13 protein-coding genes are annotated in these 17622 nt (G+C 67.9%); 10 read left to right on the top strand and 3 right to left on the bottom strand.

Going from position 1 to position 17622, the window contains the following annotated elements; genetic code table 11:
- Positions 1-83: 83 nt before the first annotated feature.
- Positions 84-2192 carry a polyphosphate kinase 1 gene (ppk1, locus tag ACLSSQ_RS08030; RefSeq protein ID WP_416244254.1) on the bottom strand — a complete coding sequence of 703 codons (2109 nt, stop codon included), beginning with the start codon at positions 2190-2192 and terminating at the stop codon, positions 84-86.
- Positions 2193-2423: 231 nt separating this feature from the next.
- Here ppk1 and ppx point away from each other — a divergent pair, with 231 nt between their 5' ends.
- The 10 genes from ppx (at position 2424) to ACLSSQ_RS08080 (ending at position 15724) form a co-directional block, all read left to right on the top strand.
- Positions 2424-3959, top strand: a complete 1536-nt coding sequence (gene ppx, locus ACLSSQ_RS08035) for an exopolyphosphatase (protein WP_152089081.1) — start codon at positions 2424-2426, stop codon at positions 3957-3959.
- Positions 3960-3963: 4 nt separating this feature from the next.
- Complete coding sequence (locus tag ACLSSQ_RS08040; protein ID WP_416244255.1) at positions 3964-5079, top strand: MlaE family ABC transporter permease; 1116 nt, start codon at positions 3964-3966, stop codon at positions 5077-5079.
- Positions 5076-5849: an ABC transporter ATP-binding protein gene (locus ACLSSQ_RS08045; protein WP_130458620.1), complete on the top strand. Its 774-nt coding sequence runs from the start codon at positions 5076-5078 to the stop codon at positions 5847-5849. Before ACLSSQ_RS08040 ends, ACLSSQ_RS08045 begins: the two co-directional genes overlap by 4 nt.
- A 19-nt stretch (positions 5850-5868) precedes the next feature.
- Complete coding sequence (locus ACLSSQ_RS08050; RefSeq protein WP_014237830.1) at positions 5869-6792, top strand: MlaD family protein; 924 nt, start codon at positions 5869-5871, stop codon at positions 6790-6792.
- Entirely contained in the window at positions 6789-7394 is a 606-nt protein-coding gene (locus ACLSSQ_RS08055) for an ABC-type transport auxiliary lipoprotein family protein (RefSeq protein WP_416244256.1), read from the top strand. Before ACLSSQ_RS08050 ends, ACLSSQ_RS08055 begins: the two co-directional genes overlap by 4 nt.
- 59 nt (positions 7395-7453) lie before the next feature.
- Positions 7454-9112, top strand: coding sequence for an acyl-CoA synthetase (locus ACLSSQ_RS08060; RefSeq protein ID WP_130458617.1), 1659 nt, complete (start codon positions 7454-7456; stop codon positions 9110-9112).
- A 71-nt stretch (positions 9113-9183) separates the two neighbouring features.
- Complete coding sequence (locus tag ACLSSQ_RS08065; protein WP_014237827.1) at positions 9184-9972, top strand: enoyl-CoA hydratase; 789 nt, start codon at positions 9184-9186, stop codon at positions 9970-9972.
- A 163-nt stretch (positions 9973-10135) separates the two neighbouring features.
- Positions 10136-13144 carry a PAS domain S-box protein gene (locus tag ACLSSQ_RS08070; protein WP_416244257.1) on the top strand — a complete coding sequence of 1003 codons (3009 nt, stop codon included), beginning with the start codon at positions 10136-10138 and terminating at the stop codon, positions 13142-13144.
- 53 nt (positions 13145-13197) lie between these two features.
- A complete protein-coding gene (locus tag ACLSSQ_RS08075) occupies positions 13198-14067 on the top strand; it encodes an EamA family transporter (protein WP_416244258.1) in 870 nt (289 codons plus the stop codon).
- Positions 14068-14119: 52 nt separating this feature from the next.
- Positions 14120-15724 carry a diguanylate cyclase domain-containing protein gene (locus tag ACLSSQ_RS08080; RefSeq protein WP_043799383.1) on the top strand — a complete coding sequence of 535 codons (1605 nt, stop codon included), beginning with the start codon at positions 14120-14122 and terminating at the stop codon, positions 15722-15724.
- A 42-nt stretch (positions 15725-15766) separates the two neighbouring features.
- On the opposite strand, the gene ACLSSQ_RS08085 is transcribed toward ACLSSQ_RS08080, so the two are convergent.
- Complete coding sequence (locus ACLSSQ_RS08085; RefSeq protein WP_014237823.1) at positions 15767-16252, bottom strand: diguanylate cyclase; 486 nt, start codon at positions 16250-16252, stop codon at positions 15767-15769.
- An 82-nt stretch (positions 16253-16334) separates the two neighbouring features.
- The gene (locus ACLSSQ_RS08090) at positions 16335-17603 is read right to left on the bottom strand and encodes a TIGR03862 family flavoprotein (protein WP_416244259.1); all 1269 of its coding nucleotides are present in this window, start codon (positions 17601-17603) and stop codon (positions 16335-16337) included.
- Positions 17604-17622 lie beyond the last annotated feature (19 nt).

The raw sequence follows: 17622 nt of genomic DNA on the forward strand, positions 1-17622 counted from the left end.
AGGCAGAAGGGACGCCGTTCCCGGCCGGCAGTGGCTGGAAAGTGGCGTCCCTTCTGCCTCCTGGCAGGGGTGATTGCAGCGGCTCAGACCCCGCTGGAGAGCCCGTGCAGCAGTTCGCTCTGGGCACAGCGGGGCTTGGCCCGGGCGTTCTTCTTGCGCGTGTAGGTGCCGCTGGAACCGTCCATCTCCCAGGCCTGCTGGTTGTCCACCAGATAGGGACGCAGGCCTTCGCTGATGACCCGCTTTTTCAGCTTCGGGTCCAGCACCGGGAAGCACAGCTCAATGCGGCGGAAGAAGTTGCGCTCCATCCAGTCGGCGGAGGAGAGATAGACGTTCTCGGCGCCGCCGGCATGGAAGTAGAAGATGCGGTGGTGCTCCAGGAAGCGGCCGATGATGGAGCGCACCCGGATGTTCTCCGACAGCCCCGGCACCCCGGGGCGCAGGGCGCAGACGCCGCGCACCACGAGGTCGATCTTGACCCCGGCCTGGGAGGCTTCGTAGAGGGCCATGATGGTTTCCGGCTCCAGTAGGGAGTTCATCTTGGCGATGATGGTGGCGGGCAGACTGGCCTTGGCGTTCTCCGTCTCCTGGCGGATGGCGGCGATGATGTTGGAGTGCAGGGTGAAGGGCGCCTGCCACAGGTGGTGCAGGGCCTGGGCCCGGCCCAGGCCGGTGAGCTGCTTGAAGACTTCGTTGACGTCGGCCCCCATCTGCTCGTCCGCGGTGAGCAGACCGAAGTCGGTGTACAGCCGGGCGGTGCGTGGGTGGTAATTGCCGGTGCCCAGGTGCACATAGCGGCGCAGGCGGCTCTGGCCGTTCTTGTCCTCTTCCCGGCGCACGATCATGATCATCTTGGCGTGGGTCTTGTGGCCCACCACGCCGTACACCACGTGGGCGCCGACTTCTTCCAGACGGGTGGCCCAGTTGATGTTGGCCTCTTCGTCGAAACGGGCCATCAGTTCCACCACCGCGGTCACTTCCTTGCCGTTCTCGGCGGCGCGGATGAGGGATTCCATCAGCACCGAGTCGGTGCCGGTGCGGTACACCGTCATCTTGATGGCCACCACCGCCGGGTCCGTGGCCGCCTGGCTGAGCAGGTCGATCACCGGGGTGAAGCTCTGGTAGGGGTGGTGCAGCAGGATGTCGTTCTTGCGGATACTGGCGAAGATGCTGGCCCGCTTTTCCAGGGTCTTCGGCAGCCCCGGGGGGAAGGGGGGGAATTTCAGGTCCGGCCGGTCCACCTGGTCGGGAATTTGCATCAGGCGCACCAGATTCACCGGGCCGTTTACCCGGTACAGATCGTTTTCCGACAGGTTGAACTGGCCGAGCAGGAATTCGCTCATGGCGGGGGAGCAGTTGTCTGCAACCTCCAGACGCACCGCATCACCGAAATGACGCTGGGGCAGTTCGCCCTGAATCTTGGTGCGCAGGTTCTTCACCTCTTCCTCGTCCACGAAGAGGTCGGAGTTGCGGGTGACGCGGAACTGGTAGCAACCCAGCACGTTCATGCCGGCGAATAGTTCGCCGACGAAGGCATGGAGGATGGAGGAGAGGAAGACGAAGCTATATTCCGTTTCTCCCAACTCACGCGGCAGGCGGATGACCCGGGGTAGCACCCGGGGCGCCTGGACGATGGCGGCGCCGGAATTGCGACCAAAGGCGTCCCGCCCTTCCAGTTCCACGGCGAAGTTGAGGCTCTTGTTGAGCACCCGGGGGAAGGGGTGGGAAGGGTCCAGGCCGATGGGGGTGAGCACCGGCATCACCTCGCGGAAGAAATAGTCTCGCACCCACTCGCGCTGGGCGTCGGTCCAGCGGGTACGGCGCAGGAACTGCACGCCTTCCTTCTCCAAAGCCGGCAGCACATCGGCGTTGAGCAGTTCGTACTGCTCGTGCATCAGGCGGTGGGCTTCGGCGGATACCTGGCGATACACCTCCTGGGGCGTCTTGCCGTCGGTGGTGCGGGTGGAGGAACCCAGCTTGAGCTGTTCTTTCAGGCCGGCGACACGAATCTCGAAAAACTCGTCCAGGTTGGAGGAAACGATGCACAGGTAACGCAGCCGCTCCAACAGTGGGATGGAAAGGTTCTCTGCCTGGGCGAAGACACGGCGGTTGAAGGCCAGCAGGCCCAGTTCCCGGTTGATGAAATTTTCCGGGGGGAAGCGGCGGTAGATGTGGGATCGGTTCAGGTTCATGGCGGCGGTGGCGCGGGGCAGGGGAGTGGCGTGATTGCCGGATTACGGACAAACGCCATTTTGTTACGTTAATGTTAAGGGAATATGACCGCAAACGACCAGTATGCGCCCTTTCCCACGGTTGGTGCCGTGCGGGGCGTTCCGGGTCGCTGTCACGAGACGCCCACATTGCGGGTGCTAGAATGACGGCTCTCCGACAGAACAAGAGCCACTGAAAAGGCTGCCCGCTGCATGCGCTATGAATTGATTGCCGCCGTCGATCTGGGCTCCAACAGCTTCCGCCTGCAGGTCGGGCGGGTGGTGGACGACCAGATCTATCCCCTGGATTCCCTCAAGGAGCCGGTCCGGCTCGCTTCCGGCCTGTCCCCCGACAAATACCTCAACGAAGCCGCCCAGGAACGGGCCATCGCCGCCCTGCGCCTGTTCGGCGAGCGCCTGCGGGGTTTCGCCCCCGACGCCGTGCGGGTGGTGGCCACCAACACCCTGCGGGTAGCGAAGAACGCCCCCGAACTGCTGCCCCGGCTGGAAGAGGCCCTGGGCTTCCCCATCGAAATCATCGCCGGCCGCGAAGAGGCGCGCCTGATCTACATCGGCGCCGCCCATTCCCTGCCGCCGGCGGAGCACAAGCGCCTGGTCTTCGACATCGGCGGCGGCTCCACCGAATTCATCATCGGCCGCGGCGCCGAGCCCCTGCTGCTGGAATCCCTGTACATGGGCTGCGTCAGCTACACGGTGCGCTTCTTCCCCGACGGCAAGGTGGACAAGAAGCGCCTGCGGGAAGCCGAAGTGGCGGCGGGCAAGGAAATCCAGACCATCGCCCACGACTACCAGCGCCTGGGCTGGAACGAGGCCGTCGGCTCCTCCGGCACGGCCCGGGCCATCGCCGACGTGCTGGAGCTGAACAACCTCAATCCGGGCGGCGTCGCCGGCATCACCCGGGAGGGCCTGCAGAAGCTGCGCGCCATCCTGCTCAAGGCCGGCTCCGCCGAGGCCATGCCCCTGGAAGGCCTGCGCAACGACCGCACGCCGGTGCTTTCCGGCGGCATCGCCATCATGGGCGCCATCTTCGAGACCCTGCAGCTGGAGCACATGACCTACGGCGACGGCGCCCTGCGCCTGGGGGTGCTCTACGACCTGCTGGGCCGCTTCCACCACCACGACATGCGCGACGCCACCGTGGCCAGCTTCATGCGCCGCTACCAGGTGGACCTGTGGCAGGCCCAGCGGGTGGAGCAGACCGCCGGGGAAATCTTCAGCCACCTGGATGCGGGTGGCTGCGGCGGCGACAGCACGGACCGGGACAATGCGGAGCATTTCCTGCGCTGGGCCGCCAAGCTGCACGAGATCGGCATTTCCATCGCCCACAACGGCTACCACAAGCACGGCGCCTACATCCTCACCTTCGCCGACATGCCCGGCTTCTCCAAGAAGGACCAGGCCCGCCTGGCCATGCTGGTGCTGGGGCACCGGGGCAAGCTGGACAAGGTGGCGGTGCTGCCCAAGGGCGACGTGAACTGGCTGCTGATCCTCTCCCTGCGCCTGGCCGTACTCTTCCACCGCTCCCGCAGCGACCAGGGGCGGCCTCCCTACAGCATCGCCATGGGCGACAAGGGCGCCACCCTGGAACTGCCGGCGGACTGGCTGGCCGCCAATCCCCTGACGGCGGCAGCCTTCGCCGAAGAAATCCAGGCCTGGCAGCGGGCCGGCCTGGAATTCCGCCTGAAGCGCCTCAACGCCGCCAAGGGTGGCGGCAGGCAGGCGGCCTGAAGCCATGAACGCGGGTGGCCTGGAAACGGTACAGGGCGACGCGGGCCCCATCGCCCGCATCAGCGGGGACTGGACCCTGGCCTCCCTGCCCCGTTCCCTGGCCGAGCTGGAAGGTCGCCTGGCCGCCCTGGCCGCCGCCGGTGCCGGCTGGGACCTGACTGCCCTGGGGCGTCTCGACAGCCTGGGGGCGCTCCTCCTGTGGCGCGCCTGGGGCCGCCAGTGGCCGCCCGGCGTGGCCCTGGCAGCCGATCACCGGCGTGCCCTGGAACGGGTGGCGGCCCTGCCGCCGGCGGCTGCGGCCCTGCCGCCGGCCCGCCCCTTCGAAGCGGTGGAAGCCCTCGGCGTCTTCGTCCTCAAGTTCAGCCACAACCTGCTCGGCCTGGTGGCCCTGCTGGGCCAGCTGGTGCTGGACCTGGCCTACCTGCTGCGCCATCCCCGGGAACTGCCCTGGGTCGAGTACTCGGCCACCCTCTACAAGAGCGGCGCCAAGGCCCTGCCGGTGACGGCCCTGGTGGGCTTTCTCATCGGCGTGGTGATGAGCTACCTGTCGGCCCTGCAACTGAAGATGTTCGGCGCCGACATCTTCATCGTGAACATCCTGGGCATCAGCATCATCCGGGAACTGGGGCCGGTGCTGGTGGCGGTGCTGGTGGCGGGCCGTTCCGGCTCGGCCATGACGGCCCAGATCGGCGTCATGCGGGTCACCGAGGAAATCGACGCCCTGGCCACCATGGGCATCTCCCGCACCCAGCGCCTGGTGCTGCCGAAAATCGCCGCCCTCACCACCGCCTTGCCCCTGCTGGTGCTGTGGACCTCCGCCGCCGGCATCCTGGGCGGCATGGTCTCGGCCAACCTGCAGCTGGGGCTGTCCTACGGTTTCTTCCTCGACCAGCTGCCCAAGGCCGTGCCCCTGGCCAACCTGTGGATCGGCCTGGCCAAGGGCTGGGTCTTCGGCCTGCTCATTTCCCTGGTGGCCTGCCACTTCGGCCTCCACGTCAAACCCAACACCGAGAGCCTCTCTGCCCGCACCACCGCCGCCGTGGTCACCGCCATCACCATCGTCATCCTGGTGGATGCCCTGTTCGCCATCGCCACCCGCGAGATCGGGCTGCCCAAATGAGCCGGCCGGTCATCGAAGTTCATGGCCTGTGGAGCCGCTACGGCGACACGGTGATCCACCGGGAACTGGACCTGGTGGTGGAACAGGGCCAGATGGTGGGCCTGGTGGGCGGCTCCGGCAGCGGCAAGACCACCCTGCTGCGGGAGGTGGTGGGGCTGCTGCGGCCGTGGAAGGGGCGGGTCCATCTCTTCGACTGCCCCCTCTATTCGGGGGACCCGGGCGTGGACCGGGCCCTGCGCCAGCGCTTCGGCATGCTGTTCCAGCAGGGCGCCCTGTATTCGGCCCTCTCCGTCTTCGACAACCTGGCCTTCCCGTTGCGGGAATTCGGCCTGGAGGACGAGAGCCTGATCCGGGACCTGGTGCACCTGAAGCTGGCCATGGTGGAACTGGACCCGCGCCACGGCCTGCTCAAGCCGGCGGAGCTCTCCGGCGGCATGGTCAAGCGGGTGGCCCTGGCCCGGGCCCTGGCCCTGGAGCCGGAACTGCTGATCCTGGACGAGCCCACCGCCGGCCTGGACCCGGACCGCAGCGAAGGCTTCGTGCGCCTGATCCGGGAACTGCAGGCCGAGCTGGGCTTCACCGTGATCATGGTGACCCACGACCTGGCCACCCTGACCGGCCTGTCCACCCATATCGCCGTACTGGCCGACCAGCGCATCGTCGCCTTCGGCACGCCGGAGGAGGTGCGCCGGGTGGAGCATCCCTTCATTTCGAGTTTTTTCGGCGGCGCCGCCGCGGCCCCAGGCCCGGCCGCCCCCGCGCCCCTCTAGGCGTCAGCAGGAGTCGTTTATGGAAAACCGCGCCCATGCCCTCGTTGCCGGACTGTTCACCCTGCTCCTGGCAGCGGCCGTCCTGTTCTCTGTGTGGTGGTTCGGCGGCAAGCACGACGTCACCCGGGACTACCTGGTGGTGACCCAGGGCAACGTCACCGGCCTCAACCTGCAGGCCCAGGTGCGCTACCGGGGCATCCGCGTCGGCCGGGTGGAGGATATCCGCCTGGACAAGAACCAGCCCGACGACATCCTCATCCGCATCAGCATCCTCGACGAGGTGCCGGTGACCCGCAGCACCGTGGCCCTGCTCAACTACCAGGGCGTCACCGGCCTGGCCCAGGTGCAGCTGGAGGAGCGGGGCGACGACGACCGTCCCCTGGCGGCCGGCGACGGCCTGCCGCGCATTCCCATGCAGCCTTCCCTGATCCAGGAGCTTTCCGATGCCGGCGCCGAGACCCTGCGCCAGGCGCGGGAACTGCTGACTTCCGCCAACCAGCTGGTGGGGGAGGAGAACCAGCGCCGGGTCGGCAACACCCTGGCCAACCTGGAAAGCATCTCCGCCGGCTTGAAGCCCGCCGCCCAGGAGCTGGGGCCGACCCTGGTGCAGCTGCGCAAGGCCCTGGCCGACGACAACCTGAAACACCTCAGCAGCGCCCTCGAAGGCAGCGCCGGTACCGCCAGGGAAGCCAAGGAACTGGTGGCCGGCCTGCGCCGCCTGTCGGAGCGGCTGGAACAGTCCGGCGGCGGCGAATCCGGCGCCGGGCTGCTGTCGCCGCGCTGGGGCGACCTGGCCGGCGACATCGCCGCCAGCACGCGCCAGCTCAACCGGGTCCTGAACCAGGTGGAACGGGACCCCCAAAGCCTCATCTTCGGCGCCCCGGCCCCCGTGCCCGGCCCCGGGGAGCCCGGCTTCCTGCCCCATCCCGGGAGAAATCCATGACCTTCGCCACCATCGGGCGCCTCGCCGCCTGTTCCCTGTTGCTGACCCTGGCCGCCTGCGCCGGCGGCCGCAGCGCCCTGCCGGCTGCCACCTACGATTTCGGGCCGCGCCCGGCCGAGGCCGCCGTCGATGGCGCCGCCAGCGCCGCGGCCAGGCCCGTCAGCCTGGAGCTGCGCCTGGCCCCCTGGCTCGATACGCCGGCAGTGAATTACCGTCTGGCCTACGACGACGCCAGCCGCCTCATGGCCTACGGCCAGAGCCGCTGGGCGGCGCCGGCGGGGCAGTTGCTCAACCTGCGCCTGCGTCAGCAGCTGGGCGGCGGCAACGGCGGTTGCGCCCTGCGCCTGGAGGTGGATGAATTCACCCAGGTCTTCGACAGCCCGACCCAGAGCCGCGGCGTGTTGCAGGGCCGCATGACATTGTTCGACAAACAGCGCAAACTCATATTCGAGCGTCCGTTCAGCGTGGAGAAGCCCGCTCCTAGCCCCGATGCGCGGGGTGGGGTGGTTGCGCTGAGCCTGGCTGCCGATGCCTTCGGCCAGGAAATCGGACGTCGGCTGGCCGACCTGGAGCGGGAGGCCAGACTGGCTCCCTGCCGTTAGCAGTCCGGGGGCAGGGAGTTCATGAAAAATACCAACGCAAACACATAAGAGGGATATTCATGGCAGGTCATAACGACAACAGCAGCAACATCTACAAGCAGGGTCTGGAAAAGAATGCGGCCAACTATGTGCCGCTGTCGCCGCTAACCTTCATTGCCCGTTCCGCCTACATCTACCCGGACCGGGTGTCCGTGATCCACGGCCAGCGCCGCTATACCTGGCTGGAAACCTTCAACCGCGCCAGGCGCCTGGCCTCCGCCCTGGAAGCCCGGGGCATCAAGGAAGGCGACACCGTCGCCGTGATGCTCAACAACACGCCGGAAATGTACGAATGCCACTTCGGCGTGCCCGTCACCGGGGCCGTGCTCAACACCCTCAACACCCGTCTCGATCCCGAAGCCGTGGCCTTCATGCTGAACCACGGCGAGGCCAAGATCCTCATCACCGACAAGGAGTATTCCCACATCGTCGGGCCGGCCCTGGAAAAACTGGGCCGCAGCATCGTCGTCATCGATGTGAACGACAGCGAATACACCGGCCCCGGCGACCTGCTGGGAGAGAAGGACTACGAGGCCCTGCTGGCCGAAGGCACCCCGGACTACGAGTGGAAGGGCCCCCAGGACGAATGGGACGCCATCTCCCTCAACTACACCTCCGGCACCACCGGCAACCCCAAGGGCGTGGTCTATCACCACCGGGGCGCCTACCTCAACGCCATGTCCAACATCGTCTCCTGGGGCATGCCGCCCCACTCGGTGTACCTGTGGACCCTGCCCATGTTCCACTGCAACGGCTGGTGCTTCCCCTGGACCATGGCGGCCAATGCCGGCACCAACGTCTGTCTGCGTCGGGTCGATCCCAAGCTGATCCTGCAGTCCATCCGGGAAAACAAGGTCACCCACTACTGCGGCGCCCCCATCGTCCATTCCATGCTGGCCAATGCGCCGGCCGAATGGCGTGAAGGCATCAACCACGGCGTGTCCGGCCTCATCGCCGCCGCACCGCCCCCCGCCGCCGTCATCGAAGGCATGGCCAAGATCGGCTTCAAGATCACCCACGTCTATGGCCTCACCGAGACCTACGGTCCCGCTTCCGTCTGCGCCCAGCAGCCCGAGTGGTTCGACCTGCCGGTGGGCGAGCAGGTGAACCTGAACGGCCGCCAGGGCGTGCGCTACCACGCCCAGGAAGCCATCACCGTGCTCGATCCGGCCACCATGGAGGCGGTGCCCTGGGACAACGAGACCATGGGCGAGATCATGTTCCGCGGCAACCTGGTGATGAAGGGCTACCTGAAGAACCCCAAGGCCACGGAAGAGTCCTTCGCCGGCGGCTACTACCACACCGGCGACCTGGCGGTGATGCAGGCCGACGGCTACGTCAAGATCAAGGACCGTTCCAAGGACGTGATCATCTCCGGCGGCGAGAACATCTCCTCCATCGAGGTGGAAGACACCCTCTACCGCCATCCGGCGGTGATGGCTGCGGCCGTGGTGGCCACCCCCGATCCCAAGTGGGGCGAGGTGCCGGCCGCCTTCATCGAACTGAAGGACGGCGTCAGCATCACCGAGGTGGAAATCATCGAGTTCTGCCGCGAGCACATGGCCCGCTTCAAGGTGCCGAAGAAGGTCATCTTCGGACCCCTGCCCAAGACTTCCACGGGCAAGATCCAGAAGTACGTGCTGCGGGAAATGGCCAAGTCCACCGCCGCCATCGAGTAAACCAGCCGCATCCATAACCAAGCCGGGGGCAGACAGCACAGCCTCCGGCTTTTTTCTGTAGGAGACAAAAAATGACAAACCAGGAACCCATCCTGCTGCGTGAAGACCGCCCCGACGGCCGTACCACCCTGGTGCTGAACCGTCCGGCCCAGTTCAATTCCCTCTCCAACGCCATGCTGGAAACCCTGCTGGCCGAACTGCAGAGCATCGCCGCCGACAAGACGGTCCGCGTCGTGGTGCTGCAGGGCGCCGGCAAGGCCTTCTGTGCCGGCCACGACCTCAAGGAGATGCGCAGCAACCACGACAAGGCCTTCATGCAGGCCCTGTTCAAGCTGTGTGCCAAGGTCATGCTGACCATCCAGGAAATGCCCCAGCCGGTCATTGCCCGCATCCACGGCATCGCCACCGCTGCCGGCTGCCAGCTGGTGTCCATGTGCGACCTGGCGGTGGCCGCCGACGTGGCCAAGTTCGCCGTTTCCGGCATCAACGTGGGCCTCTTCTGCTCCACCCCCGCCGTCGGCCTGGCTCGCAACATGGGGCGCAAGGAAGCCCTGGAAATGCTGCTCACCGGCGAGTTCATCGATGCCGGGGAAGCCCAGCGCCGGGGCCTGGTGAACCGGGTGGTGGCCCTGGGCGATCTGGACGAGGCGGTGGAGCACCTGGTGCAGTCCATCCTGGCCAAGAGCCCGGTGGCCGTGGCCACGGGCAAGCAGATGTTCTACAAGCAGCTGGAAATGGGCATCGAAGCCGCCTACCAGTATGCCGGCGAGGTCATGGCCTGCAACATGATGGCCGGCGATGCCGCCGAGGGCATCGACGCCTTCATCGAAAAGCGCAAGCCGGTCTGGCAGGCCGCCTGAACGGGCCCGACAGGGCCGGAAATGTCCTGCAGCCGGGACTTTCCCGGCCCTGCCGCGGTAGGATGCCCCATGGCCGGAGATCCGCCGGCCGGGGCCTGGCGCCGCACAGGCCGGGGAGAGAGTGAACGCCATGTCCGCAGGTGATAGGGTTGAGACGGCCTTCGTGCCGACCGCAAGGCACTGGCTGGTGGCCATCATCGGCTTCGTCCTGCTCCTGGCGGGCGGGCTCTACCGCAGCCACCAGGTGCTGTTCGGCGCCGCCCGGGAGACGGCGGAACAGCAGCTGCAGGCGGTGGCGGCCCTCAAGTCCCAGGAAATCCAGCGCTGGATCGAGGATCGCCTGATCTTTCTCAGCCAGCCGCCGGGCAGCGTCATGTCCCAGCATTTCGCCCGCCTCCTGCAGCAACCGGGCGACGCCCGGGCCGCGGCCGGGCTGCGTCAGCGTTTCCGCTACCTGCAGCAGACCATTCCCGAAATCTCCGCCATCGGCCTGCATGACCTGGCCGGCCGCAGCTATCTGGCCGACCCGGCGGACGATCATCTGCGGGACGACACCCTGCACCAGGAAGCGGTGCAGGCCATGCTGGAGAGCCGCAGGCCGCGCCTGGTGGACTTCCATCGCAAGGCCGGACGCGAGGGCGAGGTGGTCCTCGACCTGCTGGTGCCCCTCTTCGCCGAGGGGGAGACGGGGCGCCTCATCGGCTACGCCCTGTTCGAGATCGACCCGGCCAGGGTGCTCTATCCCATGGTCAGCCAGTGGCCCGTCCCCAGCGCCACCGGGGAAAGTCTGCTGGTGCGCCGGGACGGGGACGAGGTGCTGTTTCTTTCTCCCCTGGGGCGGCAGGCCGGGGCTCCCCTCAAGCTGCGCCTGCCCCTGGACACGCCGGGACTGATCTCGGGCATGGCCCTGCATGGCGTCGGCGAGGTGCTGGCGGGGCGGGATTACCGGGGCCTGGCGGTGCTGGGCGTGGTGCTGCCGGTGGGCCAGACCGACTGGCTGCTGGTGGCGAAGATGGACGACAGTGAAATCTATCGCGAGGCCCGGCGCAACTTCGCCTGGCTGACGGCGGCGGGCGTCGTGCTGATGGCCGTGCTGCTGCTGCTGGGGCGGGTCTTCAGCGCCGCCCTGCAGGCCCGGGAGCAGGAAGCCCGCTTCCGCCTGCTGGCCGAGAGCGGCAGCGACGTGGTGTGGCTGTACGAACTGGCTTCCCGCCGCTTCGCCTATGTCAGCCCCTCGGTGCAGGCCATGCGCGGCATCACCGTGGCCGAGGCCCAGCAGCAGACCATGGCGGATCTGCTGACACCGGAGTGCCACCAGCACCTGGACGGGGAGCTGGAGCGCTGGATCGCCGCCGTGGATACGGGCCAGGAGGCTGCCGCCTCACGCCACTACGAACTGGTGCAGCCGAGGAAGGACGGTTCCCTGATCCAGACCGAGGCGGTGATGACCCTGATCACCGATGCCCAGGGACGGGTCACCCACATCCAGGGCATTTCCCGGGACATCACGGAACGCAAGCGGGCCGAGGCCGAGCTGCGCAAGTTCCTGCTGTCGGCGGAGCAGAGCCCGGTGAGCATCGTCATCACCAACCTGGCGGCAGAAATCGAATACGTGAACGAGGCCTTCGTGCGCACCGCCGGCTACAGCCGGGAGGAGGTGCTGGGGCAGAATCCGCGCATCCTGCAGTCCGGGCGCACGCCACGCTCCAGCTACGAGGAGATGTGGCGCTGCCTGTCCCGGGGCGAGGGCTGGCGCGGCGAGCTGTTCAACCGGCGCAAGGATGGCAGCGAATACCTGGAATACGCCAGCATCAACCCCATCCGCCAGCCCGACGGCAGCATCACCCATTACCTGGCGGTGAAGGAGGACATCACCGAGCGCCGGGCCACCGAGGCGGCCCTGGCCGAGAGCGAGGACAAGTTCCGCACCATCTACGACACCATCGGCGATGCCATTTTCGTGCACGACGTCGCCAGCGGCAGCATCCTGGACGTCAATGGCGGCGCCTGCCGCATGTACGGCTACAGCCGGGAGGAGCTGCTGTCCCTGGATGTGCAGGGCATCACCGCCGACGACCCGGCTTTCCCGCCCCAGGCGGCCCGGGACTACATGCGGCGGGTGCAGGAGGAGGGGCCCCAGTCCTTCGAGTGGATGGCCCGGGGCAGTTCGGGACGGCAGTTCTGGGTCCTGGTGAACCTGCAGGTATTCCGTCTTTCCGGCGGCCAGCGGGTACTGGCCGTGGTGCGCGACATCGACGGGCACAAGCGGGCGGAGCAGGAACTGCAGCAGGCCCTGGCCGAGGCCAAGGCCCTCAACCAGCGGCTGGCCGAGGCCCAGAGCCAGCTGCTGCAGTCGGAGAAGATGGCCTCCATCGGCCAGCTGGCGGCCGGGGTGGCTCACGAGATGAACAACCCCATCGGCTTCGTCTATTCCAACCTGGGCACCCTGGACCATTACCTGCGAGAAATCTTTGCCATCATCGCCGCCTATGAGGCGGCGGACAGCGGTCCCTGCCGCGATTGCCGGCAGCTGGAGAGCGCCCGCCAGCTGAAGCTGGAGAAGGACTTCGATTTCCTCCGCAGCGACATCGTCCAGCTTCTGGCCGAGTCCCGGGACGGGCTGGAGCGGGTGGCCAAGATCGCCCGGGATCTGAAGGACTTCTCCCGGGCCGGCGAGGCCGAGAGCCAGTGGGCCGATTTGCACCAGGGTCTGGATTCCACCCTCAACATCGTCTGGAACGAACTCAAGTACAAGTGCACCGTGCACAAGGAATACGGCGAACTGCCCCTGGTGTGGTGCGAGCCGTCCCAGATCAACCAGGTCTTCATGAACCTGCTGGTCAATGCGGCCCAGGCCATTCCCAAGAAAGGCGACATCTGGCTGCGCACCGGCCGCCGTGGCGACGAGGTGTTCGTCGCCGTGAGCGACAGCGGCTGCGGCATCGCCCCGGAGTACCTGCACCGCCTGTTCGAGCCCTTTTTCACCACCAAGCCCGTGGGCAAGGGCACCGGCCTGGGCCTCTCCCTGGCCTACAGCATCGTGCAGAAGCATCAGGGCCGCCTGGAGGTGGAGAGCGAGCCGGGCCGGGGCAGCACCTTCACCGTCTGGCTGCCCATCGAGGCCAGGCCAAGGCCGGAGGAGGGGGCCGAGGCTGCCAGCGCGCCCCGGTGATGGCATACTCCCGCCTCCATTAGCCGGATGGCCCCGGGCCGTCGTTTTCTCCCATGCCTTACCTGATCACCGTCAACCTGCTCTGGGCCTTTTCCTTCAGCCTCATCGGCGAATACCTGGCGGGGCGGGTGGACAGCGATTTCGCCGTGCTGGTGCGGGTGGCCATCGCCGCCCTGGTGTTCATTCCCTTCACCCGCTGGCGCGGCCTGCCCGGGCGCCTGGTGGCCGGGCTGTGGCTGGCCGGGGCCCTGCAGTTCGGCGTCACCTACCTCTGTCTCTACCGCAGCTTCACCGTGCTGACGGTGCCCGAGGTGCTGCTGTTCACCGTGCTCACCCCCATCTACGTCACCATGCTCGACGACGCCCTGGCCCGGCGCTTCAATCCCTGGGCCCTGGTGGCCGCCCTGGTGGCGGTGGGGGGCGGGGTGGTGATCCGCTTCCAGCCGGTGGCGGGCGAATACCTGGCGGGCTTCCTGCTGCTGCAGCTGGCCAACGCCACCTTTGCCGCCGGGCAGGTGCTGTGCCGTCACCTGCTGGCCCGCTATCCGCTGCAGTTTCCCCTGTCCCGCTGTTTCGGCCATTTCTTCCTCGGCGCCCTGGTGCTGGCCCTGCCGTCCTTCCTCATCTTCGGCAATCCGGCCCGGCTGCCCGCGACTGCCGTACAGTGGGGCGTGCTGCTGTGGATGGGCCTGTTCGCCACGGCCCTGGGCATGTTCTGGTGGGTCAAGGGCAGCACCCGGGTGGACGGCGGCACCCTGGCGGTGATGAACGAGCTGCACGTGCCCCTGGGGCTGGTGGTCAATCTGCTGATCTGGAACCGGGATGCGGACCTGCAACGCATCGCTCTGGGCGGCAGCGTCATCCTCGTCTCCCTCTGGCTGAACCGCTGGGGACGCCGCCGTTTTGCGGCGGCGGCAACCTGATGGGGACTTCAAGTCAGATTGCGGTCCGCCGCCTTCCGCTATGATGGGCACCATGAGACTGCGCCAGCTTTCCCACAGCATCATCCTGCGCATCCTGCTCCTGGGGCTGGGGATCGTGGTCGTCGGCACGACGGCCCGTTATTTCATCCTCAGCCAGTTCCTGCGCGAGGATCTGGACAAGGTGGTGGCGTCCCAGCAGCAGGCCCTGGCCAGCTATGTGGCCCGGGACGTGGATAGCAAGCTGGTCGAGCGGCGCGACCTGCTGCAGCGCCTGGCGGCCAGCCTGCCCCGGCAGTTGCTGGGCCAGCCCCGGCAGTTGCGGGCCTGGCTGCAGGAGCGGCATGAACTGCATCCCCTGTTCAACCAGGGGCTGCTGCTGGTGGATTCCCGGGGTGCCATCCTGGCCGATTTCCCCGAGCGCCCCTTGCAGGCCAGGATCAACCTGGCGGATCGGGAATATGTGCAGGCCGCCCTGGCCGGCGAAGCCAGCCTGGGCCGGCCGGCGCCGGACTGGCTGGACCGGGAGCCGGTGCTGCCCATGGCGGCCCCGGTGCGGGACGAGCAGGGCCGGGTGCAGGCCGCCCTGGTGGGCCTGACGCCCCTGGCCACCCCGGGCTTCCTCAACCTGCTGCTGCAGAGCCGGATCGGCCGCAGCGGCGGCTTCCTTCTCATCTCTCCGCGGGACCGGGTCTTCGTCGCCGCCACCGAGCCGGAACTGGTGCTCAAGCCGACGCCGCCGGCCGGCGTCAATCCCCTGCACGACCGGGCCATGGCCGGCTATCGGGGCACCGGCATCACCGTCAACGCCAAGGGCGTGGAAGAGGCGGTGGCCATCGTTTCCGTGCCCAGCGCCGAGTGGTTCGTGGTGGCCCGCCTGCCCACCGCGGAAGCCTTCGAGCCGGTGACCCGGGTGCAGCAGTACATCCTGCGCAACAGCGTGGTGGTGTCCCTGGTCTTTCTGGTGCTGGCTTCCCTGGGCCTGGCCCACGTCTTCCGCCCCCTGCGGCGCACGGCGGAGCACGCCGACCGCATGACCCGCGGCGAGTGCCCCCTGGAACCCCTGCCGGTGCTGCGCAACGACGAGGTGGGCCATCTCACCGCCGCCTTCAACCGGCTCCTGCGCAAGCTCAGCGAGAGCCAGGCGGCCCTGGCCCAGGCGGCGCACCACGACGCCCTCACCGGCCTGCCCAACCGCATGCTGCTGGCCGACCGCCTGAGCCAGGCCCGGGTCCTCGCCCAGCGCAAGGGCAGCCGCATCGCCCTGCTGTTCCTCGACCTGGACGGCTTCAAGCCGATCAACGACAGCCTGGGTCACGAGGCCGGGGACGAGGTGCTGCGCCTGGTGGCCGGCCGCCTCAGCGGCTGCGTGCGGGCCAGCGACACCCTGGCCCGGGTCGGCGGCGACGAATTCGTCATCCTCATGGGCGATCTGGATAGCCAGGCGGAGCAGGCCGCGGCCCGGGTCGCCGCCAAGTGCATCGAAGCCCTGGCGGAGCCGTTCCCGGTCCAGGATCAGAGCTGCCGTCTCGGGGTTTCCATCGGTATCGCGCTGGGTGACGGCGAGAGCGCCGCCAATACCCTGTTGCTGCAGGCGGATCAGGCCATGTACCGGGCCAAGGAAAGCGGCCGCGGCCGCTACGTGATCGCCACCACCTGAAGCGGTGAGGCGGAAGGAAAAGGGCGCCGGCGGCGCCCTTTTTCAGTTCTGGGCCGGCAATTCCAGCTCGTGCAGGGCCAGGCGGCTGTGGTTGTGCTTGAGGTAGGCGAGAAAATCCATGCCGGAACAGTTGAGGCCCAGTTCCGGATGGCCCTGTTTCAGGGAGAAGAAGGAAATGTCCCGGCCCACGATCTCCAGGCCGCACTGGGAGGCGACCTCGATGATCTCCCGCAGGCGGGTGGAGAGGGGGTCGATGCTGGGGTCGCTGGGCATGATGATCCAGAAATCGACGCCGTGCCGGGCCACCAGGTCGGTCTTGCGCAGGGTCTGGCCGAGGGCGTCCTGGACTTCGTGCAGCTTGAGGCTGGCCGCCTGGGCGCCGTAGGTCTCGCCCAGGATGTGGGGGGAGCCGAAGTCGACATGCACCAGGTGGAAGTGGATATTGCTGTCGTAGCGGGCGGAGACTTCCAGCAGCCATTCCAGGGTGAACAGGAAATTCCCGAACTGTTCGACATCTTCGTGCAGCATAAGTCCCTCCTTGATGGCGACGGGAGGCTCCCGGAAATGGCGCAGGGGCGGCCGGGAGCGGCGTCTGGCGTTGGGGCGGCCCTTATGTTGTTGTGCTGGCCGCCCGTTGCCTCAACTTTAACCATTGCCCGGCTCCCATGCCAGCTTTTCGGCCGGTGCAGAAGCAGGCGGTGAGCAGATAGCCGCCAGTGGGTGCCTCCCAGTCCAGCATTTCGCCGGCGCAGAAGAGGCCGGGCCGCTGCCGCAGCATGAGCTGCTCGTCCAGCTCCTCCAGGCCCACGCCGCCGGCGCTGCTGATGGCTTCGTCCAGGGGGCGGGGCGCCAGCAGCCGCAGGGGCAGGGCCTTGATGGCGGCGGCCAGGGCGGTCTCGTCCTGGAAGCGCTCCTTGTCCAGGCATTCCCGCAGCAGGCCCATCTTCACCCCCTTCAGGCCCAGGCGGCTTTGCAGGTGGCTGGAGAGGGAGCGGGAGCCCCGGGGGCGGCGCACCTCGGCCAGCACCCGCTCGGCGCTGTGGCCGGGCAGCAGGTCCAGGCTCAGGGTGGCGCTGCCGTCCCGCTCGATGAGGTCCCGCAGGGGGGCGGAGAGGGCGTAGATGAGGCCGCCCTCGACACCGTCGGCACTGACCACGAATTCCCCCTGGCGGCGCCAGGCCCGGCCGTCGGGGCCGCTGCAGGCGGCCACCACCGGTTTCACCGGCTGGCCGGCGAAGTGTTCGCGGAAGTGGGTGCTCCAGGCAGCATCGAAGCCGCAGTTGGCCGGCCGCAGGGGCGCCACGGCAATGCCGGCCCGGGTCAGGGTGGGCACCCAGGCGCCGTCCGAGCCCAGCTTGGCCCAGCTGCCGCCGCCCAGGGCCAGCACCGTGGCGGCGGGCTTCACTTCAATTTCCCCTGCCGGCGTGGCAAAGTGCAGGGCGCCGTCGGCGCTCCAGCCGAGCCAACGGTGCCGCACCTGGAAGGCGACGCCGTCCTGGCGCAGCCGGTGCAGCCAGGCCCGCAGCAGGGGGGCCGCCTTCATCTCGGTGGGGAAGACCCGGCCCGAGGTACCGACGAAGGTGTCGATGCCCAGGCCGTGAATCCAGGCCCGCAGGGCCTCCGGGCCGAATTCCTGCAGCAGGGGCGCCAGCCGTTCCCGGGCGCTGCCGTAGCGTTCCTGGAAGGCGGCGAAGTCCTCGCTGTGGGTGATGTTCATGCCGCCCTTGCCGGCCATGAGGAACTTGCGTCCCACCGAGGGCATGGCTTCGTAGACGGTGACCTGGGCGCCGTCCCGGGCCAGCACTTCCGCCGCCATGAGCCCGGCCGGGCCGCCGCCGATGACGGCGACGTGGGGAGGAGGGGAGGGCATGGGGGTCATGGGCTGGACTCGGGTGGGA

This window comes from Azospira sp. APE16, assembly GCF_047901315.1.
In the GTDB taxonomy this organism is placed as follows: Bacteria; Pseudomonadota; Gammaproteobacteria; order Burkholderiales; family Rhodocyclaceae; genus Azospira; species Azospira oryzae.

Excerpts from the sequence above, each read along its gene's own strand:
- ACLSSQ_RS08085 (WP_014237823.1), bottom strand. The coding sequence starts at position 16,252 with ATGCTGCACGAAGATGTCGAACAGTTCGGGAATTTCCTGTTCACCCTG.
- ACLSSQ_RS08040 (WP_416244255.1), top strand. The coding sequence starts at position 3,964 with ATGAACGCGGGTGGCCTGGAAACGGTACAGGGCGACGCGGGCCCCATC.
- ppk1 (WP_416244254.1), bottom strand. The coding sequence starts at position 2,192 with ATGAACCTGAACCGATCCCACATCTACCGCCGCTTCCCCCCGGAAAAT.
- ACLSSQ_RS08065 (WP_014237827.1), top strand. The coding sequence starts at position 9,184 with ATGACAAACCAGGAACCCATCCTGCTGCGTGAAGACCGCCCCGACGGC.
- ACLSSQ_RS08055 (WP_416244256.1), top strand. The coding sequence starts at position 6,789 with ATGACCTTCGCCACCATCGGGCGCCTCGCCGCCTGTTCCCTGTTGCTG.
- ACLSSQ_RS08045 (WP_130458620.1), top strand. The coding sequence starts at position 5,076 with ATGAGCCGGCCGGTCATCGAAGTTCATGGCCTGTGGAGCCGCTACGGC.
- ACLSSQ_RS08080 (WP_043799383.1), top strand. The coding sequence starts at position 14,120 with ATGAGACTGCGCCAGCTTTCCCACAGCATCATCCTGCGCATCCTGCTC.
- ACLSSQ_RS08060 (WP_130458617.1), top strand. The coding sequence starts at position 7,454 with ATGGCAGGTCATAACGACAACAGCAGCAACATCTACAAGCAGGGTCTG.
- ACLSSQ_RS08050 (WP_014237830.1), top strand. The coding sequence starts at position 5,869 with ATGGAAAACCGCGCCCATGCCCTCGTTGCCGGACTGTTCACCCTGCTC.
- ACLSSQ_RS08090 (WP_416244259.1), bottom strand. The coding sequence starts at position 17,603 with ATGACCCCCATGCCCTCCCCTCCTCCCCACGTCGCCGTCATCGGCGGC.
- ACLSSQ_RS08075 (WP_416244258.1), top strand. The coding sequence starts at position 13,198 with ATGCCTTACCTGATCACCGTCAACCTGCTCTGGGCCTTTTCCTTCAGC.
- ppx (WP_152089081.1), top strand. The coding sequence starts at position 2,424 with ATGCGCTATGAATTGATTGCCGCCGTCGATCTGGGCTCCAACAGCTTC.